Genomic DNA, 25401 nt, shown 5'->3' on the forward strand with positions numbered 1-25401 from the left:
ATGAAACTTTTCCCCATCCGCGGCGGCATCCATCCCGACTACCGCAAGGAACTGACCAGCGAGAAGGCCATCGTCGCATTACCCATGCCGGTTGCACTTTACATCCCCCTGCAGCAGCACATCGGCGCGCCGGCCGAAGTACTGGTGAATGAGGGCGACCCAGTCAAAAAAGGGCAGATGATCGCGCGTAGCGGCGGCACGGTGTCCGCTCCCCAGCACGCACCCACCTCGGGACGCATCAAGGCCATCACCGCCATCGCTGCGCCTCACCCTTCCGGGCTGGCGCAAACCACCATCATCCTCGAACCCGATGGCAAGGACGAGTGGGGCGAGCTCCCCGAACCCATCGCTGATCCCTTCACAGCGGACACACACACCATCAACGAGCGCGTCGCCGCTTCAGGCATCGTCGGCATGGGAGGGGCAGCCTTCCCCTCGGCAATCAAACTGAACCTCGGCACCCAGAAAAAGCTGGAAATCCTGCTCCTCAACGGCGCTGAATGCGAACCCTACCTGACCTGCGACGACCGGGTGATGCGCGAGTACGCCGACGAGATCATCGACGGCGCGCGCATCATGGCACATGCGCTGGGCGTACCCAGGGTGGTGATCGCCATCGAACAGAACAAGCCCCAGGCAATCGATGCCATGACACGGGCCGCTTCCACCTTTTCCGAGGTTGAGGTAGTGGGCGTGCCGGTGCAATATCCGATGGGCTCCGAGCGCCATCTGGTGCAGGCCATCACCGGGCGCGAAACACCGGCAAAGAAACTCACCGCCGACATCGGCGTTGTGGTGCACAACGTCGCCACCGCCCGCGCCGTGCATCATGCCGTGCGCTTCGGCCGTCCGCTCATCTCCCGCGTAGTGACGGTGAGCGGTAACGCGGTGCGCGAACCGAATAATATCGAGGTGCCGATCGGCGCCCGGGTGGCCGACCTGATCGCCTTCTGCGGCGGATTCGCCGTCGAGCCCGAAAGCCTGATCAACGGCGGGCCGCTGATGGGCCAACCGCTGCCCGGACTGGACGTGCCTGTGATCAAGGGCATGTCGGGCATCCTGGCTCTCACCGCCGCAGAAATCAACCAGCAGCCGGCCAGCGCCTGCATCCGCTGTGGCAACTGCGTGACAATCTGCCCGTGCGGGCTGGTTCCGGTAGAAATGGCCGCCTTCATCCGCAAGGACAATTTTAAAGTCGCCGCCCAGCTCGGGGTAATGGACTGCGTTTCCTGCGGCAGTTGTTCCTGGCTGTGCCCGTCGCATATCCCGCTGGTGCACTATTTCAACTACGCCAAGGGCATGATCAACGCCCAGGATCGCGAACGGCGCAAGATCGAACAGACCCGGATTCTGGCCGAAGCGCACACCCTGCGCGTGGAAAAAGCAGCTGCGGACAAAGCCGCCACCCTTGCCGCCAAGAAAGCCCAGGCAGCCGCGGCAGCCGCTGCCAAAGAAAAGGACGAGACCCCCGCATGACCTTTCTATCCATCAAGAACAGCGCACCGTTTACCCACCAGGTCAGCAGCGTTCAAAAAATCATGTTCACGGTGTTGCTGGCGCTGATACCGGCTACCGCTTTCAACCTCTACCTGTTCGGCTGGCCTGCGATCCTGCTGTTCACCGTCACAGTCGGCGCCTGCGTAGTGGTAGAGGCAGGTTGTCTGATACTGGCTGGCCAGCCGGTGAAAGCGACACTCAACGACTACTCGGCAGTGCTTACCGGCTGGCTGCTGGCGATGAGCCTGCCGCCCTGGGCACCTTGGTGGATCGGCGTGCTGGGGGCGATTTTCGCCATCGCCCTGGCCAAACATCCCTTTGGCGGCATCGGCCAGAATGTGTTCAACCCCGCCATGGTGGCGCGCGTCGCCCTGCTGATATCGTTCCCTGTGGCGATGACCGTCTGGGTGATGCCGCATCCGCTGTTCTCGGCCCATGCACCCGGCCTGGCCGACGCCATTGCCATCACCTTCGGCGGCCAGATGCCCGATGCGGTGAGCGCGGCTTCTGCGCTTGGCCATATCAAGACCGAGCTGTCGCGCGGCATTCCGGTGTCGCAATCTCTGGCGCAGGCGCCCGACATGATGGACATGATGCTGGGCTACCGCGCCGGCAGTCTGGGCGAAACCTCGGCGATACTGATACTCGCCGGCGGCCTGTTCCTGATGGCCCGGCGCATCATTTCATGGCATATTCCGTTGAGCGTAATGGGCGGGGTGTTCCTGATGGGCGCGATATTCCACGCCGTTGACCCGGCCCGCTTTGCCCCCGGCACCTTCCATCTGGTATCCGGCGCCACCTTTCTGGGAGCGTTTTTCATCGCTACCGACTACGTCACTTCGCCGGTGTCAAAAAAGGGACAACTGATATTCGGCCTCGGCTGTGGCGTGCTGATCTGGCTCATCCGCACCTTCGCCGGCTACCCCGAAGGCGTGGCTTTTGCAGTTCTGCTGATGAATGCGCTGGTTCCCATTATCGATCAATACACCCGTCCGCGCGCGTTCGGGCGCACCCGCAAGGGCGAACCGCTGCCGCTGGGGAAAGAAAATCCATGAAAGCACAGCGCACGCTACGCCACGGGTTGATTCTGGGCACATTTTGCTTGGGTTTCGGGATCGTGCTCGCCATTAGCGACAGCATTACCGTGGATGATATCGCCGCTCGCGCGCAGGAAGACAGGCTGAATTCGCTCAGCCAGGTGATCCCGGCCAGCATCCACGACAACAATCCAGTGACGGATACCGTCACTATGAAGAACGATCGCAACAAGGAAATCACCGTCTACCGTGCTCGCAAAGAAGGCAAGGTAACCGGTGTGGCCTACGAGATATTTGGCTCGGGCTATGCCGGCGAAATGAAGCTGATGATGGGCGTGGATGCCCAGGGTAAGATCCTCGGCGTGCGCGTTCTTGCCCATAAAGAGACCCCCGGCCTGGGCGACAAGATCGAAGTAAAAAAAGGCGACTGGATACTGCGCTTCACCGACCTTTCGCTCGGCAATCCGCTGCCAGACAAGTGGAAAGTAAAGAAGGACGGCGGTCAGTTCGACCAGTTTGCCGGAGCCACCATTACGCCCCGTGGCGTGGTTGACGCCATCCACAAGGGGCTTGAACTGTTCTCCGCCAACAAGGCAAAAATGATGGACATCGATACCAGCAAGGTGGCAACGAAGGAGGCACATTAAATGACAACACCATACCGAACCATTGTCCGCGATGGTCTGTGGGATAACAACGGGGTGCTCGCTATGTTGTTGGGCCTGTGTCCGGCCATGGCCATGACGACCAGCGCCACCAACGCGCTGGGCATGGGATTGGCAACAGCGGTAGTAATGGCTGCATCCAGCATGCTGGTAGGCATGTTCCGCAACCAAATTACCCAGGAAGTGCGCATCCCGGTATTCATCCTGGTCATCGCCTCCATGGTAACACTGGTGGATCTCTTCATGAATGCCTGGATGCACGAGCTTTACAAGGTGCTGGGCATGTTCATTCCTCTGATTGTGTCCAACTGCCTGCCACTTGCCCGCCTTGAAGCTTTTGCTGGTAAAAACTCGACGTTGCCCTCGCTAGTGGACGGTCTCTTCATGGGTCTCGGCTTCACCATCGCGCTCACCCTTATCGGCGCGGTGCGCGAGATCGTTGGCGTGGGCACCCTGTTCGCCGATGCATCGCTGCTGTTTGGGCCCGCTTTCAAATTCATGGAAATGCGCTTGTTACCCGCTGACACAGGCATATTGATGATGGTTCTGCCGCCCGGCGGGTTCCTGGCGCTCGGACTGCTGGTAGTAGGCAAACGCATGCTGGACGTGCGCGCCGGCAAAGCCATCCAGATGGGCGGCGCACACAGTGCAGCATGAGGAAGGTGCAATGAAGATCGGGGTCGTCTACGCCGCACCAACCCGCCAAGCCTGGCTCAGCGTCGAAGTACTCGACGGTGCGACTGTCAGGGACGCCATCGAGCGTTCGGGCATCCTCCAGCAGTTTCCTGAAATCGACCTGGAACAGCAAAAAGTAGGCATCTTCAGCAAGCTCACCAAGCTCGACGCTGCGCTCGCGGATGGCGACCGCATCGAAATCTACCGCCCCATCACTTGCGATCCCAAGACCGTAAAGCGCAAGGCCAAAACCGAAGGTGAAGAAGAGGCATCGGAAGGCTGAACACTACACATAGCCCAGCTTATTTGGATTATTTTCCCCAAATCATGTCGGCGTTGTAGCGAGTTTGTTATGATTGGCGATCATTTCAAGAATTCGCCCTCATCGCATAAGGGATAACTTCGTGGCACGGTCGCCGCTTCCGGCTTCTTTTTTCGGTATGGTTCTGGGAATCGCCGGCCTTGGTCAATCTTGGCGCGTTTCCGTTCGACTTTGGGGTATGCCATCTGCGATCGGAGAAGGGTTGCTGCTACTATCCGCGCTGATCTGGGCAGCGCTTCTGGTTGTTTATATATGGCAGGCAATAAGGCATCCAGAGGTCGTCCGAAGCGAATTCCAACATCCGGTTCAGGGTAGCACGCCCGCCCTGTTGGCTATTTCGACACTGCTGATCGCGCTCGCGGTGTTGCCCTACTCGCGCTCATTGGCATGGACACTTACCGCTGCAGGAATCACCTGGCATTTGGCTTTTTCGCTCTGGCATACTGGCGCACTCTGGCAAGGGGGGCGCGATGCACTAGATACGGCGCCGACCCTTTATTTACCCACTGTGGCCGGCAACTTCACCAGCGCTGCCGCGCTGGGGGGATTAGGGCATCCAGACTGGGGCTGGTTATTTCTGGGTGCTGGAATTTTTTCCTGGCTGGCACTCGAATCGCTCGTCATCCAGCGTCTATGGCACTCCAAAGCCCTGCCAGCAGCGCAGCGCCCCCTTCTCGGCATCCAGTTTGCCCCGCCGGTGGTTTGCGCCATGGCCTGGATGATGCTCGACCCAGGCGCCGCTGATCATTGGCTGCTGATGCTCTGGGGCTACGGGCTGTTCCAGCTTTTGCTGGGCTTGCGACTGGGTTCATGGCTCGGTGCGCAACCCTTTTCCCCTTCCTACTGGGCCTATACTTTCGGCATTGCCGCTGCAACAATCTGCGGTCTCAAATTAGCATTGGCGGGTGTCGGCGCCGCCCAGATCCTCGCTATTCCGATTTTTGCAGGGGCCAACTTATTTATTGGCTATCTCTCCCTGCGAACTGCATGGCACGCTGCCTACCGCCCCTCCTCCACCTTCAGCCGCACCGCCCCCCGTTCCCCCGACTGAGCGGAAGCCGTCTCCAGAATAGCTCGGCTGATTTCATCGCGGCTGGCGTTTATCCCGCCCAGATCCACCCATTCCCCCAGCTTGGCGCTGACGGTGGTGCGCAGCTCCTGGAAATTCACGTCCTGGACTCCCCGATTGCCTACGAAAGACAAGCGCGGTGCGATCTCCAGCTCCACCCGGTCGCCGTTGAGACGCGGCAGCACCTCGAAACCGGTGGTGACATTGAGAAACTGCGTATCCTGTCCGTACACGATGCGATTACCGGCAAATGCCAGAAAGCGTTGCACGTAAGGCAGCGATTGGCCGACGCGGATGAAGGCGGGCGCGCCTTCCAGCACATTAATGAACTGGCTGGTGTTGTCCTGACCCGAACCGGTGCTGCGGGTGATCTGGTAGCGCAGGCTGTCTTCCTGCCGGCCGCCGATCACCAACCCGCCGCTGCCGGACGGTTCTTTCCCCGGCAAGATGATGCGTACGTTCCCCGCCCGGCCTGCGCCGGACACACCCTGTGATTCGCTACCGCCGCTGCGCGCGACGTCCTGCTGCAAAGTGATTCTCAGGTTTTTCCGCGCCCGGTCGAGTTCGGCCAGCAGCAGTTCGATGTCGCGCAGGCCCTGGTCCGAAGCGCGCACGAAAAGCTGGTAATTCATGCCGCCGACGTTCTCTCCCGCCCCCAGCATGGGGCGGATCACCGGGATCAATTCCTCGGCGGAGCGATACTTGAGCGGGATGATTTTGAGCGGATAATCTGCCAGCGCCGCCGTGGTCAGTATCGATAGCAAAAGCGTCACGATCAGCTTCTTCAACATTGGTTTCTCCTTGCAGAATCCCTATTCTAGCGTCTTGCTTGCCCCTTGTTACAGGTTAGGAGGTAAAATGCCGGGATGTACTCATTCATCCGCTCCATATTTTTCAGCCTCGACGCTGAAACCGCCCACGGCCTCGGCATGCGTGCAATCAGGGATGCCCACCGGGTAGGCCTGCTGTGCCTGCTCGCACCGCGCATCAAAACAACGCCCCGCACCGTGATGGGATTGACCTTCCCCAACCCGGTCGGCCTGGCAGCCGGACTGGACAAAGACGGCGACTATATCGATGCGCTCGGCGCGCTGGGTTTCGGTTTCATCGAAATTGGCACTGTCACGCCCCGCCCCCAGCCCGGCAACCCCAAGCCGCGTCTGTTCCGGTTGCCGAAGGCGGAGGCGATCATCAACCGCATGGGCTTCAACAACAAGGGTGTCGACTATCTGGTCAGCAGCGTCAAGCGCAGCCGCTACAAGGGCATACTCGGCATCAACATCGGCAAGAACTTCGACACGCCGATCGAAAAAGCCGTCGACGACTACCTGATCTGTTTGCGCAAGGTCTACCCCTACGCCAGTTATGTCACCGTCAACATTTCCTCACCCAACACCAAGAACCTGCGCCAGCTGCAGCAGTCGGATGAACTGGAAAACCTGCTTGCCGCACTCAAGGCCGAACAGAAAATGCTCGCCGAGCAACACGGCAAATACGTGCCACTGGCGCTCAAGATCGCGCCCGACCTCGACACCGAGCAGATCATCATGATCGCCGACTTGCTGCTCAAGTACCAGATCGACGGCGTGATTGCCACCAACACCACCATCGGCCGCGAAGGTGTTGAAGGCCTGCCGCATGCGGAAGAAACCGGCGGCCTCTCCGGCGCGCCGGTGCGCCAGAAATCCAATGCGGTGATCAAGCAGCTCTCTATTGCCCTGCAGGGAAAAATCCCGATTATCGGGGTGGGGGGCATCATGAACGGGCTCGATGCCGCGGAAAAGATCCAGGTTGGCGCCAGCCTGGTGCAGTTCTACTCCGGCTTTATCTACCGTGGCCCGGAGCTGATCGCCGAAGCCGTGCGCGAGATCGAAAGCGCTGAGCGCATGTCCTTCAAACAGAAGTGATCACTGCATGCTGATCGGCGTCCCCAGGGAAATCAAAGACCACGAATACCGTGTCGGCATCACTCCGGCCGGGGTGCGCGCCCTGACCGACGCCGGCCACGAAGTTTGGGTGGAAACCCGCGCTGGCGAGCGCATTGGTTTTAGCGACGCACTCTATCTGGCTGCCGGCGCCAGGATAGCCAACACGGCATCCGACGCCTACGCCTGCCCGCTGATCGTCAAGGTCAAGGAACCCCAACCCAGCGAGATTCCGCTGCTCCGGAAAGAACAGGTGCTGTTTACCTATTTGCATCTGGCCGCCGACCCGGCGCTCACCCGCCGCCTGCTGGAAAGCAGAATTATCGCCATCGCCTACGAAACCGTCACCGATGCGGCAGGCGCCTTGCCTCTGCTCACCCCGATGTCGGAAGTGGCCGGAAGAATTGCCATCCAGGCCGGCGCCACCGCGCTACAATTGGCCAACGGGGGCCGCGGGGTGCTGCTCGGTGGCGTCCCCGGCGTAGCGCCCGGAAAAGTGTTGATCCTCGGCGCCGGCACGGTCGGCACCCATGCCGCCAGGATGGCGCTGGGGCTGGGCGCCGACGTCACCCTCATGGACATCAGCCTGCCGCGGTTACGCCATCTCGACGACATCTTCGGTGCCCGTCTCAAGACCCGCTATTCCGAAGCACATGCCATCGAGGAACTGGCGTACGAGGCCGACCTGATCGTCGGCTCGGTGCTGCTTCCCGGCAAGCGTGCGCCGAAATTGATCAGCCGCGCCCTCATCCAACGGATGAAACCGGCCTCGGTGCTGGTGGATGTGGCAATCGATCAGGGCGGCTGCGCCGAAACCTCCCGCCCCACGACGCATTCCAGCCCAACTTACATTGAGGAAGGCGTAGTGCATTACTGCGTCGCCAACATGCCGGCAGCCTGTGCGCGTACCGCCACCCAGGCGCTGACCAACGCCACCTTGCCCTACGTGCTGGCGATTGCCGGCAAGGGATGGAGGGACGCGCTGAAAGCGGATGCCGGACTACGCAAGGGACTCAACCTTCACCTTGGCCAAGTGACCCATGCCGGCTTGGCTGCCGACCTTGAATTTCCCTGCATCAGCCCTGATATTGCCCTGGAGTAAAGCCCAAGCTTTGTGCGACTTGCAAGTAGGGGATTTAATGGCCGACAATCCCACCATAGCGAACATTGAGGCGGCCTGACGACAATGGAACATTACTTTTTCATTCTGATCGGCACGGTATTGGTCAACAACATCGTGCTGGTCAAAATACTTGGCCTGTGCCCCTTCATGGGGGTATCCAAAAAGCTAAGCGCTGCCGTCGGCATGGGCGCGGCGACCGCATTCGTCCTCACCCTGGCTTCCGGCCTGAGCTATCTGGTGGATCACCACCTCCTGATCCCCAATGATCTCAGCTATCTGCGCACCCTGTCCTTCATCGTGGTGATCGCGGCCATTGTCCAGTTCACCGAAATGTTCATCCGCAAGTCCAGCCCGGCGCTGTACCAGACGCTGGGCATCTACCTGCCGCTGATTACCACCAACTGCGCGGTGCTCGGCATCCCCCTGCTGAACGTGCAGGAAAACCACAATTTCATCGAATCCCTGCTCTTCGGCTTCGGTGGCGCGATGGGTTTCGCACTGGTGCTGGCGTTATTCGCCGCCATGCGCGAACGCCTTGAAGGCGCCGCCATTCCAGCGCCATTCCGCGGCTCGGCCATCGCGATGGTGACTGCCGGACTGTTGAGTTTGGCGTTCATGGGTTTTGCCGGGCTGGTGAAGTGATGATGTTAGGACTACCCCCCTCTCCCCAACCCTCTCCCGCGAGGGGCTGCCCTCTCCTCAATCCTCTCCCGCAAGCGGGAGAGGAGGCAAACGAGAAAGGCACTTGTTTTGATCGGCGCTTGTTTTGATTAGCGCCATTCTGGTCATGATTCTCCTCGCCGTCATTCTGGGCGCCGTACTGGGTTACGCCTCGATCAAGTTCAGGGTCGAAGGCAACCCACTGGTCGAAAAAGTCGAGGCCATCCTGCCGCAGACGCAGTGCGGACAATGCGGTTTTGCCGGCTGCCGACCTTATGCCGAAGCGGTTGCCGCCGGAGAGGCCGAAATCAATCAATGCGTTCCCGGCGGCAATAATGTGGCCAAACACCTGGCCGAGTTGCTCGGCGTAGAATTCAAGCCTGTCGGTGGCGAAGAGGATTTCGACCACAAGCCCAAGATGGTCGCTTTCATCGATGAAAACACCTGCATTGGCTGCACCGCCTGCATCAAGGTCTGCCCGGTGGATGCCATCGTCGGCGCGACGAAGCTGATGCATACTATCCTGGCCGATCCGTGCACCGGCTGCGAACTATGCATACCGGCCTGCCCAGTGGACTGCATCACGATGATCCCGGTGAAGGAAAATGTCACCACCTGGAAACGGCAGTTTCCAATTTTTGAATTGAAGAAAGTGGCATGAGAACGCTCCACAAATTCCACGGCGGCGTGCATCCGCCGGATCACAAGACAGAATCGAGTCGCCTGCCTATCGCCGCCGCGCCGCTGCCGCAGCGCCTGATCGTTCCGCTGCGCCAGCATATCGGCACCCCGGCCACGCCTATCGTCAAAGTCGGCGACCATGTACTGAAAGGACAGATGATAGGCGCTGCCGACGATTTCATCTCTGCTGCCGTTCATGCGCCGACATCAGGCATCATCAGTGCCATAGAAATCCATGCCGTACCCCATCCATCCTCCCTGCCGGACCTGTGCATCACCATCGTGTCAGATGGCGATGAGCGCTGGATAGAGCGCCAGCCACTGGATTACCGAACTGCCGACCCCGATGCAGTGCGCGCCCGGCTACGCGATGCCGGCATCGTCGGGCTGGGCGGCGCGGTGTTTCCCACCCACGTCAAACTCAGCCCCGGCCAGCAGAAAATCAAGACCCTGATCCTGAACGGTGCCGAGTGCGAACCCTGGATTACCTCCGACGACCTGCTGATGCGAGAGCGCGCAGCCGAAATCGTGGCGGGCATCAAAATCATGGCGCACCTGATACAGCCGGAAGAAGTCCTGATCGGCATCGAGGACAACAAACCCGAGGCCATCGCGGCGATGCAGGCGGCTTGCCAGAGCACAGGCTTTGAAGTGGTCACGGTGCCCGTCCTTTACCCCAGCGGCGGCGAGAAACAGCTGATCAAGATGCTGACGGGCAAGGAAGTGCCGAGCGGCCAGCGCACGGTCAATATCGGCGTTTTGTGCTCCAACACCGGCACTGCCTATACCATGCACCGCGCCGTCGACCACGGCGAACCGGTGATCTCGCGCATTGTCACGGTCACCGGCAATGTCACCAAACCGCAGAATTTCGAGGCGTTGCTCGGCACCCCGCTCGGCGAACTAGTTCAACTCGCGGGTGGCGCCAGGCCCGACACCAGCCACTACCTCATCGGCGGGCCGATGATGGGCTTCGGCCTGAACAATCTCGATGCCCCTCTGACCAAGGCAACCAACTGCCTGATCGCCGTTTCACCCGCGCTGTTCCCACCCAAGCCGGCAGCCATGCCATGCATCCGCTGCACCCAGTGCGCCCAGGCCTGCCCATGCAACCTCCAGCCACAGGAACTCTTCTGGTTTTCGCAAAGCAAGAATTTCGACAAGGCGCGCGCCTACAACCTGTTTGACTGCATCGAATGCGGCTGCTGCGATTACGTCTGCCCCAGCCATATCCCGCTGGTTTCCTTTTTCCGCTTTGCCAAGAGTGAAATTGCCACGCAAGACCGGGAAATAATGGCAGCAGAGCAGGCCAAGCAACGCTTCGAGTTCAAGCAGATGAGGGAAAAACGCGAGAGAGCAGAAAAAGCGGCTCGCATGGCCGAGAAGACGGCTGCCGCCAGGGCAGCGGCCGCCGCAAACCCGGACGATCCCGTAGCGGCAGCGAAAAAGGCCGCGATCCAGGCCGCCGTGGAACGTGCCAAGGCGAAGAAAGCCGAGGCAGTTGCTGCTCTTTCCCCCTCTCCCCAACCCTCTCCCACGAGGGGAGAGGGAGCAAACGAGAAGGGCGCTTGCTTTGATTTGCCGCCTTCCGAACAGTCGACCGCACCGGAAAACAACACGGAACCCTCATGAGCTCACCCCACGTCCTCACCCCCGGCAGCAGCGTCAGCACCATCATGCTGCTGGTGCTGGCCGCCCTGCTGCCGGCGATCGCCGTCTATTACTTCTACTTCGGTCCCGGCATCCTGATCAGCCTCGCCCTGGCAAGCGTCACAGCCCTGGTGGCCGAAGCGGCGATGCTGCAGCTGCGCAACTATCCGGTGAAATATTTCCTGACCGATGGCAGCGCTGTGCTCACTGCCTGGCTGCTGGCGCTGTCCATCCCGCCGCTGGCGCCATGGTGGCTAATCGTGGTCGGCACCGCCTTCGCCATCATCGTCGCCAAGCACCTTTACGGCGGCCTCGGCAACAACCTGTTCAATCCGGCGATGGTGGGATTCGCCGTACTGATGATCTCCTTCCCCTCTTACATGACGCAATGGACAGCACCTTTACTGCTGTCGCATCACCCGGTCGGATTTTCCGAAACGCTGCAGTACTACTTCAGCGGCACGCTGCAAGGTGTCAAGCTTGACGCGGTGACCATGGCCACCCCGCTCGACGCCATGAAGACCCGCCTCAATCTCCAGCACACCATGAGCGAAGTGACGAACATGCCGATCTTCGGTATGTTCGGTGGCAAAGGGACCGAGGCGATCGCCGCCATGTACCTGCTCGGCGGCCTGTTCCTGTGGCAGCGACGCATCATCACCTGGCACACCCCGGTCTCCTTCCTGGTCGCCCTGGCTCTGGTCGCCACGCTGTTCAACGGCATCGACCCCAACCGCTATGCACCACCGATGTTCCACCTCTTCACCGGCGGTGCCATGCTGGGTGCCTTCTTCATTGCCACCGACTACGTCACCAGCCCGACCACGCCGCTCGGCAAGCTGATTTTCGGCGCCAGCGCCGGCTTCCTCGTATACGTCATTCGGGTATTCGGCGGCTACCCGGATGGCATCGCATTCGCCGTCCTGATCATGAACGCGGCCGTGCCGCTGATCGATGCCTACACTCAGCCGCGGGTCTTCGGCCACGACTCCAGGACGAAACCATGACCACCAGCATCCTTCGCCACGCCTCCGCCTCCGCCGGCATCCTCACTGCCTTTGCGGTCGTCGGCACGGCGCTGCTTGCCGCCACCTACCTGGTCACCCACCCGATCATTGCCGAATCCGAAAAGCAGGCCAAGCTCGCCCTGATCGGCCAGATCCTGCCTGCCGCACTCCACGACAACGATTTATTCAAGGACTCTGCGCTGCTTCCGCCCGCCGGGGAACTCGGCAACAGCGAACCCACTCCGGTCTATCGCGCCCTCAAGGAAGGCAAACCCTCCGCCGCGGTACTGGAAGTGATTGCTCCTGACGGCTACAGCGGAAAAATCCGGATGATCGTCGCGATCAAGGCGGACGGCGAAGTTTCCGGCGTGCGTGTAGTGACTCACAATGAAACCCCTGGCCTGGGCGACTATATCGAAATCGCAAAAAACAGCTGGATCCGGATATTCGAGAGAAAATCGCTGTCGAAATATGCAGATCAGGACTGGAAAGTAAAGAAGGACGGCGGCAAGTTCGAGCACATGGCCGGCGCCACGGTGACACCGCGCGCGGTAGTCAAAGCCGTGCACAAATCGTTGAAATACTTCGCCGCAAATCAGGACAACATCTTTTCCCTGCCGGCCAATTCTCAGGAGCAAGCGAAATGAGTGACGACACCATCAGCTACAAGGAAATCATCTGGAATGGCCTGTGGAAGAACAATGCCGGCATCGTCGCACTGCTCGGCCTGTGCCCCCTGCTGGCGGTCAGCTCCACGGTGGTAAACGGCATCAGCCTGGGGCTTGCCACGGCGCTGGTGATGGCCTTCAGCAACGGAGCGGTGTCGGTGGTGCGCGGCTGGGTGCCGAACGAAATCCGCATTCCCGTTTTCATCCTGATCATTGCCGTGCTGGTAACCATCATCCAGCTGTTGATGAATGCCTACATGCAGCCGCTTTACCTGGTGCTGGGTATTTTCGTGCCGCTGATCGTAGTCAACTGCAACGTGCTCGGCCGTGCCGAAGCCTTCGCCTCGAAAAACCCGGTGATGCCTTCGGTAGTGGACGGCTTCATGGTCGGCTTCGGCCTCACCCTGACCCTCGGTGTACTCGGGGCGATGCGCGAGATAATCGGCAAGGGCACGCTGTTTTCCGGCATCGATCTGGCGTTGGGCGAATCGACCAAGGGGTTGATCATCACCGTGTTCCCCGACTACCATGGATTTCTGCTCGCCATCCTGCCGCCCGGCGCCTTCCTCGGCTTGGGCCTGTTGATTGCCGGAAAAAACTGGATCGACCAGCGTGCCAGCAAGAAAGCGCAAAGACAGCCCGCCGCAACCCTCCCGCCTTCCCACGTAACCGCGTAGGTATGAACTGATAAAAAACGATTACCCAAGAGAACTGCAGTTTCCAGGATTGACCACGAATTTGCTGGCATCAGGATTCCGCGATTGATCCGTTCAACTTTTTAGTGTGTCGCTCATGACTAATACAGGAATGTGGATTGATAGGCGGCAATCACTCAACCACCCTGAAATCGACGCCGAGCGATACGACACCTTCGTCGAGAAGGTGGCCTCATTAAGTGTTGGCTGAAGGTCAGTTGCGTGCTAATAGCTGCCGATCGTTGTTTGCAGGAGAGGACGTTTGATCTACAGATGTCGCTGCAATGGGGTTAGCGAGGAAATCACGCTTTGATCGAAAAGATAACCGAGACATGTCTCGAGCTAAAGTCCAATATACCGAGTGAGTAGCTTAAATGGCCAAATCTTTTCCCATAAAAAGTGCTCTACTGGAAAGCCCAGGGTTAACCCTAGCCAGAAGCTAACAGACAGCAGCACTGTTTTAGACTTGTGGTAGCACTTCACCATAAGACCGTTTTCGTCCGGATGCGTATGAAACATCTTAAGCTCCTCAAGTGCTAGTCTTGTTGTCGAATGAGCCATTAGTACCTCACGATTGCGTTAACACTCCGCACTGGCATGCGGATATCGCATCATCATAAGCACTGGGGTAAATGTATGAACCACTACTGCGGTAGCCCGCCGCACGCGCTTCAAAATTTGCGACAGGCCCTAGTACTCGCTACTTCCCTTTATCCAGATGCGCAACTTTGAGCCTTCCCTGGGAGCGATATTTGTTGGGATCTATGCTGTGCAAATTGATCTTCTGATGAATCGCCCTCGGCGTAAGCCCCAAAGACTTCGCCACCTCGCTGACATTGCCGCAGAAGCGGGTAAGCGCCTCCTTGAGGATTAGCGCCTCAACCTGTTCACCTGCCCGCTGTTTCACCTCCTTGAGGGACAAGTCAACGGGTTGACAAACGCTCGCTAGCACCCCGCCACTGGTTTGGGGAAGCAGTAGCTCGGACATAATAGGACCGGGCGAAAATAGGAACGAGCGCTCCAGTACGTTCTCCAGTTCACGTACGTTGCCAGGCCAATCGTACTGCATCACCCTAGCTATTGCGGCCTCGCTTAATGCTTTGATAACTTTGTTGTACTTCGCGGAGAGTTGAGCAAGGATGTGATTGACGAGTGGCAAAAGATCCTCGCGTCGTTCGCGCAGCGGTGGGATAAGGATGGGTACTACGTTTATCCGGTAGTAGAGATCCATCCGAAAAGCTCCCTCGGCAATGAACTTGTCTAGGCGCATACTGGCCGCGGCGATCACCCGAACATCAGCGGATAGGCGCTGCTTCCCCCCCACCCGCTCGAACTCACCGCCTTGGAGCACCCGCAAAAGACGCGCTTGGGCGGCGAGAGGCAACGAATCGATCTCGTCAAGAAACAGACTTCCGCCCTCTGCCTGCTCAAATAGTCCGTGGTGGACTTCGTAGGCACCGGTAAACGCACCGCGCTCATGTCCAAATAGCGTAGTCTCGATTAAATTTTCTGGTATTGCGCCGCAGTTCACCGCGACAAAATTCCTGTTCCAGCGCTCACTCATGGCGTGGATGCGACGAGCAATGACCTCCTTGCCTACACCGGTCTCACCGGTAATCAGCACGGTCGCGGTGGTTGGTGCTACTACCTTTACTATCTCCAGAGCATTGAGCATGGATGGGGACTTCGCCACGACGGGAGGTTTGTCGGCATCCTCGGGCTGGCTCGGACTGACGCCGCACCATGCTTTTCCGTCGCGCCGCTCTCTAGTGATTTGCGCTTTGACTGTCGCCTCCCGACCGCGGATGACGCCCTGTTCCCGGTGATATTCGTCTCCCTCAAAGGAGGCGGCTATCTTGGGGTCGGTATAAATGCGTGCCTCGCACATCCCGTCTTCCACAGCAATGCGTTTGTCCAGGATCACTTTCGCGTAGCCGAAGTTACGTGCTGCAATCCCGCCGAAGACGCTGGACGTCATTTTGCAGAGCTCAGGGGCTTGCATGACGGCTTCCCCGAAGGGGCAGCGCGTGTTGACCACTCGCACCATGCCAGGTTCGCTTGATGCACGGGAAAAATTCCCGCCGATCTTATTCTTAATTTCCACAATCATGTCTGCGTACTTGTCATGATCCAGTGGCCCATCTTGCGCCAACTCTTGGCGGTACGCGGCCTCAAAGCAACCACTCGCGGTGAGACCGAGTTGCTCGATGTAATTTAGGCGATTATTACCCTTGCCGCCACCCATCTTTGCGCTGACCTCGACGCTCTGGGCAACGAAAGTTTGCAAAAACAGGATGGGGTTTAGATGGGAAAAAAGCTTATCGGGCATAGTTGGTCTCCTCAAATCCGATATCGCTATCGTAAGTCGCGCGCTGTTGCGCGCTGGGCTTAGCTATTCCAAGGTTCTGCAGTGGCTATCTACCTAGGCTACACCAAAATATTGATTGCGTTTAAGAATGTTGGTGACCCCCACATCCGCACCCAGGTCCGTGTACATGTTTTTTCTGGCCGTGTTTCGGCTGAAGTGAACGCATAGCCAGATCACGACCACGCGCCATGTTGCCATGCATCGCGGGGGCAGATAGGATCACTTTTTCGGTCGCGCCCCCACATACCGAGCAATCCGGGCTGGATGCGTTGATTGCATGGCGTGCTTCGAATTGCAGTTTGCATCGGGTACACAGGTAATCATAAGTTGGCATTTTTGTCCCGCCTTCCGTTGTTCTAGTGCGTTTCTCGGAAATACTAAGACGTGGACACCTGTTACACCAGGCGCCCACGTTTCCAGGTGTCTCTCTTGGACTTAGCCCCAACGTGGCGGTTGTTTCCCTTTGACGCCGAATTGGCTGGAGGTGACATCGGTTCTTGCCCGTTTTTCATGATCCCGGGTCGGCGCCCTCAGCCGACGCGTCTCGACCTCCCAGACCCAGCCGCTGATGACCACATCCTTGGGAATGAGAGGATGGTTTTTGAATGCCTCTATGGTCTTCATGCAGGTTTCGTCCACGTCGTCCATCATCCCGATCCACTTGGCGAACGCACCTTTCTCCAGTTTCAGTTCCGGCAGCGTCGGGTCCATCGCGATATTGTCCGTATCGACCCCCTTGTCGCGTAACATCTTTTCCAGATCGGTCGCATTCGCAGACAGCATGCCGCATTGCGTATGCTGCACGATGACGATTTCCTTGGTGCCAAAGAAATTGCAAGTCAGCATCGCCGAGCGAATTGCATCGTCGGTGACGATTCCTCCGGCATTGCGGAAGCAGTGTGCATCCCCACCGCCGGCCGGTGTATCTACGTGAATGCCGAGCGCTTCGTCTACCGGCAGGCGTTCGTCCATACAGGCAAGTACCCACAAGCTTCGGTTGTTATGCCCATCCGGTCCATAGCGGCGACGTTGTGCCCAGAGGTCATATGAGGCGACGTGTGTGCTTAGTTGCTCTTTGAGAGTGGTCATTGATGAGTCTCCTTGCTAAAAGGCTACAAATTTAAAACCACTTGAGCAGCCTAATTTCTTTGGTAGCATCCCAAGTGGATTGGTAACGGGTGTTTTACCCGCAGAACTTACTTTAGCAAGTCTCATGCCAGATAATAACCATAGCAAATACAAAGACTTATGACATCTGACTCTCTCTCCATTGATCACAATTTCCTACTAATAACTAGTTTAGTTCACATAACATATTGAATAATTGAAATAATATTGAAATGAAGAAACACTTCATAGTGGGAAGTGATATTGCTTAGGGCGGGGGAAATTGGAGCTACCATGGTCAATCAGCACTCAGAGGTTCACCAGTACATCTGCGACGGAAGAACGCATTGCTCTTAGATAGCATCATGCGAGGAAGCAACTTACTTCCTGAAAAACTGTTACGGAACAGAAATGGATGGAGACAACGATGGTGTTCCTTGCGAGCAGCAGTGGTGCAATCGATAACAAATTACCGAATGCCACAGTGCTAACACTCCGGTCATCCGGACGCCCTGTAAGCGGGACGTTTCGCATCGGCATGGCAGCGCGGGCGCCTGTTAGCTTCACGTTGAAGGTCCTAAGGGGTCGGGTACCGAAGTTCGAGTTTCCCGGTAGCAGACGCTGGAGTTGATCCACCAACCTTGCTGCGGCTTCAAGAATAGCGCGCTTTGAGCCCTGTTTCTATCATGGAATCCGGATACCCGAATTCGCTTTTGGCATTCGTGCTTTTTGCCGTGTTAAACTTTTCCATATGAACGCTGCCAAACGTCGCGAAATCTTCACCCGCTTTCGCTCAGCCAACCCCAAGCCCACCACTGAACTGGTCTACCGTACCCCCTTCGAACTGCTGGTGGCGGTGGTGCTGTCGGCCCAGGCCACGGACAAGAGCGTCAACCTCGCCACCGCCAAACTGTTTCCAGTGGCCAATACGCCGGCAGCCATACTGGCGCTCAGCCAGGAAGGGCTGGAGTCCTACGTCAAATCCATTGGCCTGTACAAGAGCAAGGCCAAACACCTGATCGCAACCTGCCGCCTGCTGCTGGAACAGCACGACAGCGAAGTGCCGCAGAACCGGGAGCAACTGGAGAAGCTGCCCGGCGTTGGGCGCAAGACCGCGAATGTGATTTTGAACACCGCCTTCGGTCAGCCTACCATCGCTGTAGACACCCACATCTTCCGCGTCGCCAACCGCATCGGCATCGCACCGGGCAAGACCGTGCTGGAAGTGGAAAAGAACCTGCTCAAGTTCATCGCCCCGGAGTTCCGCCACGATGCACACCACTGGCTGATCCTGCACGGACGTTACGTATGCAAGGCGCGCAAGCCGGACTGCCCGCACTGTTTGATTAACGACCTGTGCGAATACAAAGAGAAAACCTTACCCTTATGAGCATCGCCACCGGACTTGTCACCGCCCCCATCGCCGAACCGCAGCTTGCCGGACTAGCCGTTGCGGCCGCCATGGAGAAGGCTGGGCTGACTATCGCCAACAGCGTGCTGCTGTTCCTCACCCCGGAGTTCGCCCGCGACCCCAAGCCCGCCCTTCTGGCTGCGTCCCGGGCCAGCAACTGCACCCGCATTATCGGCTGTTCGGCAGCAGGCATTTTTACCGATCAGGACTGGGTGCTGGACGCTCCGGCCGCTGCCGCTATGGTGTTTGGCGGCGACATCAGCCTGGCCCCGGCACCACAACCGCAGGCGGACGACCTGATACTGTCACTGGCCGCCCCGAATGCGCTCAACTCCGCCTGGATCAGTGAGCCGGGACGGCGCTTCGGCGGGGTGTCGGGAGATGCGACCGGTCAGGGCCCGTTCAAGGTTTGGTGCGGTGGCAGGACGGCCGAAAACGGCCGCTGCGAAACCCGGTTGGCCGGTGCAAGCGGTGTCGTCGGCGTTTCCCAGGGCATCCGCGCCCTGGGCGGTCCACTCGAAATTACCCAGGCCAGCGGCTACGATGTAATCTCGCTCGGGCAGCAACCTGCCATGAACGTGCTGACGCGCGAACTGCCTCTCGATCTCCGCAGCGAAAACGGACTTCCCCTGCACCTGCTGATGGCCGGGATCATCCACGGCGATCCGGCAACGGCTATCGCAGATGGCCGCTTCCGCCTCGCACCGATCATTTCCGCCAATGCCGAGGATCGCTCGGTCACCCTGTCGGCACGGCTTGCGCCCGGCGAGCAGATGTTCTGGGCGGTGCGCCAGCCGCTAGCCGCCGAGCGCGACATGCGCCTGACGATAGACCGCTTGCAGCAGGAACTCGATGCCCCGCCCGATTTCGGCCTGCTGTTCCCCTGCATGGGACGCGGCCCCTATTTCTACGGCGGGGTGGACCGTGACCTCGATCTGGTCAAGCAGCGCTTCCCGGACATGCCACTGATCGGCTTCTATGGCAATGGCGAAATCGGACCGCTGGACGGCGCCAACCAGTTGCTGCAGTACGCTGCCGTTCTCGGTCTGTTCGCCCGGATGAGCTCTCATGTTTAGCCCCAGTCGCGACCAGGCACGCCGTTTCTTCTTCGAGTCCTGGCAAAAATTCCGCGCCCGGCAGCCGCTGTCCGATCTCGAAGTCATCGCCCTGGAACTGATGCAGCAGCATCCGGAATACCACGCCATCTTCGACAACCCGGAACGCTACGTCGAGCGCGATTATTTGCCTGAGTCGGGCGAAACCAACCCTTTCCTTCACTTGAGCCTGCATTTGGCAATCCGCGAGCAACTGCCGATCGACCAGCCTCGCGGCATCGCCGCCCACTACCGGCGCCTTCTGGAAAAAACGGGCAGCACGCACGACGCCGAGCATTTGATCATGGACTGCCTGGCGGAAATGATCTGGCAGGCGCAACGCAACCATTCGGCGCCGGACGCCGAAATTTATCTTGGCTGCCTGACCAGATGTTAAAATCCATTTCATGTTCGATTGACAAAAATCGTAGCGCTTCAAAAAATTCCCAATTACCCTTCCACTATTTTTTAACTCCTACGAGACCGAAGGATCAACCGATGAAAAAACAATTGCTTGCCTCAGCCACCCTGCTGCTCGCCACAACCACCCTCCAGGCCGTAGCGGACGACATGGCCCAGTACCCGGAAGAAAGCCGCAAGATCGTCAAGGAATTCGCCTCGCAGCTGGGCGGTGAAATGCAGAAGGAAATGAAGGCCAACGGCCCGGTCGGCGCCATCAAGGTGTGCCGCGACATGGCGCCCACCATCGCCTCCGAAGTTTCGCGCAAGAACGGCTGGAGCGTTAGCCGTAAGTCCCTGAAGGTGCGCAACGCTGCGCTTGGCATGCCGGATGCTTGGGAACAGAAAGTGCTGGCCGACTTTGAAAAACGCATGGAGAAGGAAAACCCGGTCAATATGGAATTCGTCGAAATCGTCACCGAACCGCAGGGCAAATTCTTCCGCTACATGAAGGCCATCCCGGTGCAGGATGTCTGCCTGAAATGCCACGGCAGCGACGACACCATCGCCCCCAACGTGAAGGATGCGCTGAAGGCCGAATACCCCCACGACAAAGCCACCGGCTACACCCTGGGCCAGATCCGCGGCGGCTTCAGCATCAAGCGCCCTCTGTAATTTTTATTCACTGAGCGCCCCGCCCAAAGCGGGGCGTTTCTATTTCACCCGACCACCCGGCAGGACTCGCACATGCACACAGAAAGCTTTATCGCAGGCAAGGATGCCTCGCTGGAATCGTCAATCGGCACCATGCAATCCAGACTGGCCAATCTGGGTTTCCACATTGAAGAACGCTCATGGCTGAACCCGATAGACAGTGTCTGGTCAGTACATATCAGGGATCGCGACTGCCCCCTGCTGTTCACCAACGGCAAGGGCGCATCCAAACCGGCGGCCCTGGCAAGCGCGCTGGGCGAGTTTTTCGAGCGCCTTTCCTGCAACTATTTCTGGTCGCATTATTATCTGGGCGAAACGATTGCCAATCGCTCATTCACCCATTATCCACAGGAACAATGGTTCAAGCCGGGTGACGATGGCGGCTGGCCAGAAGATCTGCTCACGCCGGAACTGCGCACGTTCTACAACCCGGAAGGCAGCATCGATGCCGACACACTGGTCGATCACAACTCCGGCAATATCGAGCGCGGAATTTGCGCCCTGCCCTACATCCGTAGCCGCGACGGCATCCGCGTCTGGTTCCCGGTCAACATCATCGGCAACCTGTACGTCAGCAATGGCATGTCGGCCGGCAACACTCCCGCCGAGGCGCGCACCCAGGCGCTGTCGGAAATTTTCGAGCGCTACGTCAAATTCCGCATTATCAGCGAAGGGCTGTGCCTGCCGGAAGTACCGGATGAGGTGATCGCCCGCTACCCGCGCATAGAGGCGGGCATCCGCGCACTGCGCGCGGCGGGCTTCGGCATCCTGGTCAAAGACGCCTCGCTGGGCGGGCAATACCCGGTCATGAACGTGACCCTGCTCAACCCGCACGACCAGGGCTGCTTCTCCAGCTTCGGCGCCCATCCGCGCTTCGAGATCGCCCTCGAGCGCTCCCTCACCGAACTGCTGCAAGGCCGTGCGCTGGATGCGCTGGGCGGCTTTCCAGAGCCGGGCTTCGACCTGGACGAAATCGCCAGCTCGCCGAATATCGAAATCCACTTCGTCGATTCCAGCGGCATCATCAGCTGGAATTTCCTCGGCGACTCCCCGGATTTCGAGTTCAGCGACTGGAATTTCAGCACCACGACCGAAGAAGACTATGCCTGGCTGACCGAGCGCATCCACGCCGAGCAGCGCGACATCTATATCGCCGACTTCGCCCATCTGGGCGTCTACGCCTGCCGGATCATTGTGCCCGACATGTCCGAAATTTACCCGGTCGATGACCTGGAATGGGAAAACAACAGCGTCGGCAACGGCATCCGCCCTGCCATTCTGCAACTGACCGACCTGGACAACGACGGGTGCACCGACCTGCTGAACACGCTCAACGAACTCGGCCTGGACGACCAGCGACCGGTTGCGGCACTGATCGGCCTGGCAGCCGATGCCGGCTCATTCTGGAAAGACTTGCGCGTAGGTGAGCTGAAAACCCTGCTGGCACTGGCGATTGGCGATGAAGAAGCGATCCGTGAAGGCTGCGACTGGGTACGCCATTTCGAGCAACTGAACGAACAGCGCCGCAAGGTTTACCGCTGTATTGAAAGCCTGCTCAACCTGGGCGATGCAGCCCCGTACAGCGATGCCCTGAAGCGCCTCTACGGCGCGGATACGCTGCAACAGGCGCAAGCCCTGCTCAGCGGGGAGCAACGCTTTTTTGGCCTGCACTCACCGGGGATGGCACTGGAAGGGTGTGACATGCACCAACGCTTGCTTGCGGCTTATGGAAAACTGCACGTGATATAGGCGATTAACACTGCCCATTACCCTAGCGTATAAAACACAGCCTGCGCAGGGAGCCCTGCGCGGGCTGTCTCAACCGATCACTGCTGCAGCGTCGCGTCTTCGATGAGCACCTTATACGCATAGCCTGCACCGAAATCCTTGTCGGTACGGACGACGCCCTTCACCGTCACGACATCCCCGGTCTTGGCCTGACTCATGGTCGTCACGAGTACGTCGTTCGAACCGGTCGCAGCAGAACCTGAGCCATCACGCAGATGGATCCAGTTTTTCCCCATGATCTGCGAGTTGTATTTCACGACCTTGCCGCGAACCAGAACAGGCTTGTCCTTCAGTTCGGCGCCCTTGGTCATGATTTCCGCAACGGTCCGTGCATTTGCGCCGCTGGCCTTGGGAACATGGATATCACCGGTGTCTGCCGTCTTGGCAACGCCGGAATGAGCCGTAGCCATGTCTTTGCCTGCAGCCTGCGCACTCCCTCCCGCACCGCCCAAGGTACCGAAGACTATCGTCGGGAAAGTCTTCTTCAGCGCCTTGCTCTCGAAGTTCTTCATGATCATCACGTTTTCAATCGTGACTTCAGCGCCTTTCCTGACCGGTGACTTGTTGACCGCAGCCCAGGTCTCGCCGTCCTTGGTCTTGAGGCGGAGGTAGGTATAACTCTCGACGTCCTTGACCTCGAGGACCTCGCCCTTGACGACGGTGGGCGCAGGCGAAGAAAAGACAGGGGTTTCGCCTGCCCAAACGAATGCGGCAACAACAATCATGCAGATCGCCAACAGGGCTTTCATGGTCTGGAAACTCCTTCTAAACAGGGCCTGTGAGTATAACAGAAGGCCGGTCAGCGGCACCGACTCCGGTATCACCCCTGGTTCTTCATCGCACCTGGTGGACGATCTGTCCGAGCATTTCCGGCGTGATCAGCGTGATTCCGCGCTCGGTGACGTGGAAACGCTGTTTGTCGCGCTCAGGGTCGAGGCCGGCCGAGAAACCGTCGGGGATCTTGCAGTGTTTGTCCACCACCACGCGCTTCAGTGTCACGTGGCGGCCGATCTGGACGTTGGACAGGATGACCGAGTCCTGTATCAGGCTGTAATCGCCGACACGCACTTTCAGGAACAACAGGGAGCGTTCGATGGTCGCTCCGCTGACGATGCAGCCGCTGGAGACCAGCGAATCCATCGCATGGCCGCGCCTGCCGTCGTTGTTGAAAATAAACTTCGCTGGCGGTAATTGCTCCTGATGGGTCCAGATCGGCCAGGTGTCATCGTACAGGTTAAGCTCGGGCGACACCTGCACAAGATCCATGTTGGCTTCCCAGTAGGAGTCCACCGTGCCGACGTCGCGCCAGTACGGCACATCGCCCACCATGTTGACGCAGCTGTCGGCGAAGTGATGGGCAAAAACACGATGGCGCGGCACGAGATAGGGAATGAGATCCCTGCCGAAGTCGTGACCGGAATCCGGGTCGTCGTGGTCGCGGATGAGTTGCTCGTAGAGGAAGCGCGCGCCGAACACGTAAATGCCCATGCTCGCCAGCGCGCTGTCCGGCCTGCCGGGCATTGCTGCCGGGTGTTCCGGCTTTTCGTGGAAGTCGGTCACCCGCCCTTTCTCGTCCACGCCCATGATGCCGAACTCCCGCCCCTCCGCACGCGGCACCTCGATGCAGGCGACGGTGATATCCGCTGCTTTCGCGACATGGTCGGCAAGCATGCGGCTGTAATCCATCTTGTAGACATGGTCGCCGCCGAGGATCAGCACGTATTCCGGCGCACAATTGCGCAAAATGTCCAGATTCTGAAAGACGGCGTTTGCCGTGCCCTGGTACCACCCCTCCTTGACACGCTGCTGGGCCGGCAGGACATCGATGAACTCGTTGCACTGGTCATCGAGAAAGCTCCAGCCCCGCTGGATGTGGTGAATCAGGCTGTGCGCCATGTACTGGGTCGCCACCCCGATGCGCCGAATGCCGGAATTGATGCAGTTGCTGAGCGGAAAATCGATGATGCGCAGCTTGCCGCCGAACGGAACGGCCGGCTTGGCGCGCCAGTCGGTCATCTGCTGCAGCCGGCTGCCGCGTCCGCCGGCAAGCACCATGGCGTAAGTCTTCTTCGTCAGGGCGCTGATGAAGCGTGGGGCCGACTCCGCCTTGTATGGGCAGTAAGTAATGTGAGCACAGGTTTCGTTGACATGTTCGTTCATCAGGCTACACCTCCGATTCTCCACGTGCCTCGTCACGGCAGGACGGGATTTTTTCGTCACTCACGCCAATAAAACACAGCTTGACCTCGAACGGCACATCGAACGCGTGCAGCACGAGTGGCACCACCCAGCGGGCACGGGCAAGGGGGTGTCGTCATCCATCTTGCCCTCACGCCCACAAACTCAGGGGCGGGTTGGCGATGACAGCGCGCAGGATATCACCACGCTAGACGAAGGCCACCATCTCCCCCATCTCGTTCACCACCGGCACCTGAATTAACTGCTCCAAAGGGCCGTGGAAGGACTGGCCGGTGACGCCATATATGGAAAACATTTATCGCGACCTTTCCTTTTCATCACGATGAAGGCATAAATCTTATTGGGTGCTGTTATCCAGGAAGGATGGCGCGGGTGTATTGGGTGATGTCGTGCGTCACCGTGAAGCTGCCATAGGCTGCCTACCCCTTGGCATGCATGCGTCGCTACGGGATCACCTCGCGATCGAAGTGCGCAAGTTTTTCCAGTAGCCAGACATCCTGGAGCAGCATGGGGCCGCGCGGGCCGGCAGTCATCACATTCTGGTTGTCGGGTACCGGCGAGTCGCCGGTGGGGGTGACTTTTTTCGTGTTCATGGATTATCTCCTTGGCTTGCTGAACAATTTAGCACTTTCATACTTATGACTTTC

26 protein-coding genes and 1 pseudogene are annotated in these 25401 nt (G+C 58.8%); 20 read left to right on the plus strand and 7 right to left on the minus strand.

The genetic code is table 11. The annotated features are described in order from the left end of the window. The 6 genes from rsxC (SCT_RS15485) to tehA all read left to right on the plus strand — a co-directional run bounded on the left by rsxC (SCT_RS15485) (position 1) and on the right by tehA (position 5247). The gene (gene rsxC, locus SCT_RS15485; protein WP_059424757.1) at positions 1-1476 is read left to right on the plus strand and encodes an electron transport complex subunit RsxC; all 1476 of its coding nucleotides are present in this window, start codon (positions 1-3) and stop codon (positions 1474-1476) included. Then, the gene (locus SCT_RS15490; protein ID WP_059424759.1) at positions 1473-2552 is read left to right on the plus strand and encodes an RnfABCDGE type electron transport complex subunit D; all 1080 of its coding nucleotides are present in this window, start codon (positions 1473-1475) and stop codon (positions 2550-2552) included. The genes rsxC (SCT_RS15485) and SCT_RS15490 overlap by 4 nt, the downstream gene beginning before the upstream one ends. Beyond that, the gene (gene rsxG / locus SCT_RS15495) at positions 2549-3181 is read left to right on the plus strand and encodes an electron transport complex subunit RsxG (RefSeq protein ID WP_059424761.1); all 633 of its coding nucleotides are present in this window, start codon (positions 2549-2551) and stop codon (positions 3179-3181) included. Before SCT_RS15490 ends, rsxG (SCT_RS15495) begins: the two co-directional genes overlap by 4 nt. Then, the gene (locus tag SCT_RS15500; RefSeq protein ID WP_059424763.1) at positions 3182-3856 is read left to right on the plus strand and encodes an electron transport complex subunit E; all 675 of its coding nucleotides are present in this window, start codon (positions 3182-3184) and stop codon (positions 3854-3856) included. A 10-nt stretch (positions 3857-3866) separates the two neighbouring features. Further along, positions 3867-4157, plus strand: a complete 291-nt coding sequence (locus SCT_RS15505) for an RnfH family protein (protein ID WP_059424765.1) — start codon at positions 3867-3869, stop codon at positions 4155-4157. Between the two features lie 121 nt (positions 4158-4278). Continuing rightward, the gene (gene tehA, locus SCT_RS15510) at positions 4279-5247 is read left to right on the plus strand and encodes a dicarboxylate transporter/tellurite-resistance protein TehA (protein ID WP_088178677.1); all 969 of its coding nucleotides are present in this window, start codon (positions 4279-4281) and stop codon (positions 5245-5247) included. On the opposite strand, the gene SCT_RS15515 is transcribed toward tehA, so the two are convergent. Beyond that, complete coding sequence (locus tag SCT_RS15515; RefSeq protein WP_059424766.1) at positions 5196-6056, minus strand: hypothetical protein; 861 nt, start codon at positions 6054-6056, stop codon at positions 5196-5198. The genes tehA and SCT_RS15515 overlap by 52 nt on opposite strands. Before the next feature lie 75 nt (positions 6057-6131). On the opposite strand from SCT_RS15515, the gene SCT_RS15520 reads away from it, so the two are divergent. The 8 genes from SCT_RS15520 to SCT_RS15555 all read left to right on the plus strand — a co-directional run bounded on the left by SCT_RS15520 (position 6132) and on the right by SCT_RS15555 (position 13656). Continuing rightward, positions 6132-7172 carry a quinone-dependent dihydroorotate dehydrogenase gene (locus SCT_RS15520; RefSeq protein WP_059424768.1) on the plus strand — a complete coding sequence of 347 codons (1041 nt, stop codon included), beginning with the start codon at positions 6132-6134 and terminating at the stop codon, positions 7170-7172. Positions 7173-7179: 7 nt separating this feature from the next. Next, on the plus strand, positions 7180-8292 hold the full coding sequence (gene ald, locus SCT_RS15525; protein ID WP_059424770.1) for an alanine dehydrogenase: 1113 nt from the start codon (positions 7180-7182) through the stop codon (positions 8290-8292). A gap of 84 nt (positions 8293-8376) precedes the next feature. Then, a complete protein-coding gene (gene rsxA / locus SCT_RS15530; protein WP_059424773.1) occupies positions 8377-8955 on the plus strand; it encodes an electron transport complex subunit RsxA in 579 nt (192 codons plus the stop codon). A gap of 124 nt (positions 8956-9079) precedes the next feature. Then, positions 9080-9634, plus strand: a complete 555-nt coding sequence (rsxB, locus tag SCT_RS15535) for an electron transport complex subunit RsxB (protein WP_059424775.1) — start codon at positions 9080-9082, stop codon at positions 9632-9634. Continuing rightward, positions 9631-11286, plus strand: a complete 1656-nt coding sequence (rsxC, locus tag SCT_RS15540; RefSeq protein ID WP_059424777.1) for an electron transport complex subunit RsxC — start codon at positions 9631-9633, stop codon at positions 11284-11286. The genes rsxB and rsxC (SCT_RS15540) overlap by 4 nt, the downstream gene beginning before the upstream one ends. Next, complete coding sequence (gene rsxD / locus SCT_RS15545; RefSeq protein WP_059424779.1) at positions 11283-12311, plus strand: electron transport complex subunit RsxD; 1029 nt, start codon at positions 11283-11285, stop codon at positions 12309-12311. Before rsxC (SCT_RS15540) ends, rsxD begins: the two co-directional genes overlap by 4 nt. Beyond that, on the plus strand, positions 12308-12958 hold the full coding sequence (gene rsxG, locus SCT_RS15550; protein WP_059424781.1) for an electron transport complex subunit RsxG: 651 nt from the start codon (positions 12308-12310) through the stop codon (positions 12956-12958). Before rsxD ends, rsxG (SCT_RS15550) begins: the two co-directional genes overlap by 4 nt. Then, on the plus strand, positions 12955-13656 hold the full coding sequence (locus SCT_RS15555; protein ID WP_059424786.1) for an electron transport complex subunit E: 702 nt from the start codon (positions 12955-12957) through the stop codon (positions 13654-13656). Before rsxG (SCT_RS15550) ends, SCT_RS15555 begins: the two co-directional genes overlap by 4 nt. Positions 13657-14374: 718 nt before the next feature. Here the strand turns inward: SCT_RS15555 and SCT_RS15565 are convergent. From SCT_RS15565 to SCT_RS15570, 3 genes are all read right to left on the minus strand, one after another. Then, complete coding sequence (locus SCT_RS15565) at positions 14375-16003, minus strand: sigma 54-interacting transcriptional regulator (protein WP_059424790.1); 1629 nt, start codon at positions 16001-16003, stop codon at positions 14375-14377. 121 nt (positions 16004-16124) lie between these two features. Beyond that, positions 16125-16376, minus strand: a complete 252-nt coding sequence (locus SCT_RS16880; RefSeq protein WP_082098390.1) for an FmdB family zinc ribbon protein — start codon at positions 16374-16376, stop codon at positions 16125-16127. A 101-nt stretch (positions 16377-16477) separates the two neighbouring features. Beyond that, complete coding sequence (locus tag SCT_RS15570) at positions 16478-17131, minus strand: carbonic anhydrase (RefSeq protein ID WP_059424792.1); 654 nt, start codon at positions 17129-17131, stop codon at positions 16478-16480. Positions 17132-17506: 375 nt separating this feature from the next. On the opposite strand from SCT_RS15570, the gene SCT_RS17970 reads away from it, so the two are divergent. From SCT_RS17970 to ycaO, 6 genes are all read left to right on the plus strand, one after another. Next, a complete protein-coding gene (locus tag SCT_RS17970) occupies positions 17507-17614 on the plus strand; it encodes an excalibur calcium-binding domain-containing protein (RefSeq protein ID WP_202812173.1) in 108 nt (35 codons plus the stop codon). Between the two features lie 286 nt (positions 17615-17900). Then, positions 17901-18539 (plus strand): endonuclease III, encoded by a 639-nt coding sequence (nth, locus tag SCT_RS15575; RefSeq protein ID WP_059424794.1) that lies wholly within the window; start codon positions 17901-17903, stop codon positions 18537-18539. Continuing rightward, positions 18536-19636, plus strand: coding sequence for an FIST C-terminal domain-containing protein (locus SCT_RS15580; protein ID WP_059424799.1), 1101 nt, complete (start codon positions 18536-18538; stop codon positions 19634-19636). The genes nth and SCT_RS15580 overlap by 4 nt, the downstream gene beginning before the upstream one ends. Next, positions 19629-20051 carry a DUF1841 family protein gene (locus tag SCT_RS15585; protein WP_059424803.1) on the plus strand — a complete coding sequence of 141 codons (423 nt, stop codon included), beginning with the start codon at positions 19629-19631 and terminating at the stop codon, positions 20049-20051. The genes SCT_RS15580 and SCT_RS15585 overlap by 8 nt, the downstream gene beginning before the upstream one ends. A 101-nt stretch (positions 20052-20152) precedes the next feature. Next, positions 20153-20728, plus strand: coding sequence for a DUF3365 domain-containing protein (locus SCT_RS15590; protein ID WP_059424810.1), 576 nt, complete (start codon positions 20153-20155; stop codon positions 20726-20728). 72 nt (positions 20729-20800) lie between these two features. After that, complete coding sequence (gene ycaO, locus SCT_RS15595) at positions 20801-22516, plus strand: 30S ribosomal protein S12 methylthiotransferase accessory factor YcaO (RefSeq protein ID WP_059424813.1); 1716 nt, start codon at positions 20801-20803, stop codon at positions 22514-22516. Positions 22517-22593: 77 nt separating this feature from the next. On the opposite strand, the gene SCT_RS15600 is transcribed toward ycaO, so the two are convergent. The 3 genes and pseudogenes from SCT_RS15600 to SCT_RS16890 all read right to left on the minus strand — a co-directional run. Beyond that, positions 22594-23304, minus strand: a complete 711-nt coding sequence (locus tag SCT_RS15600) for an OB-fold nucleic acid binding domain-containing protein (protein WP_059424815.1) — start codon at positions 23302-23304, stop codon at positions 22594-22596. Between the two features lie 85 nt (positions 23305-23389). Then, entirely contained in the window at positions 23390-24715 is a 1326-nt protein-coding gene (gene glgC / locus SCT_RS15605) for a glucose-1-phosphate adenylyltransferase (protein WP_059424817.1), read from the minus strand. Positions 24716-25176: 461 nt separating this feature from the next. Continuing rightward, positions 25177-25347: pseudogene (locus tag SCT_RS16890) on the minus strand (catalase); the annotation flags it as partial. Positions 25348-25401 lie beyond the last annotated feature (54 nt).

Source organism: Sulfuricella sp. T08 (assembly GCF_000971475.1).
GTDB lineage: Bacteria > Pseudomonadota > Gammaproteobacteria > Burkholderiales > Sulfuricellaceae > Sulfuricella.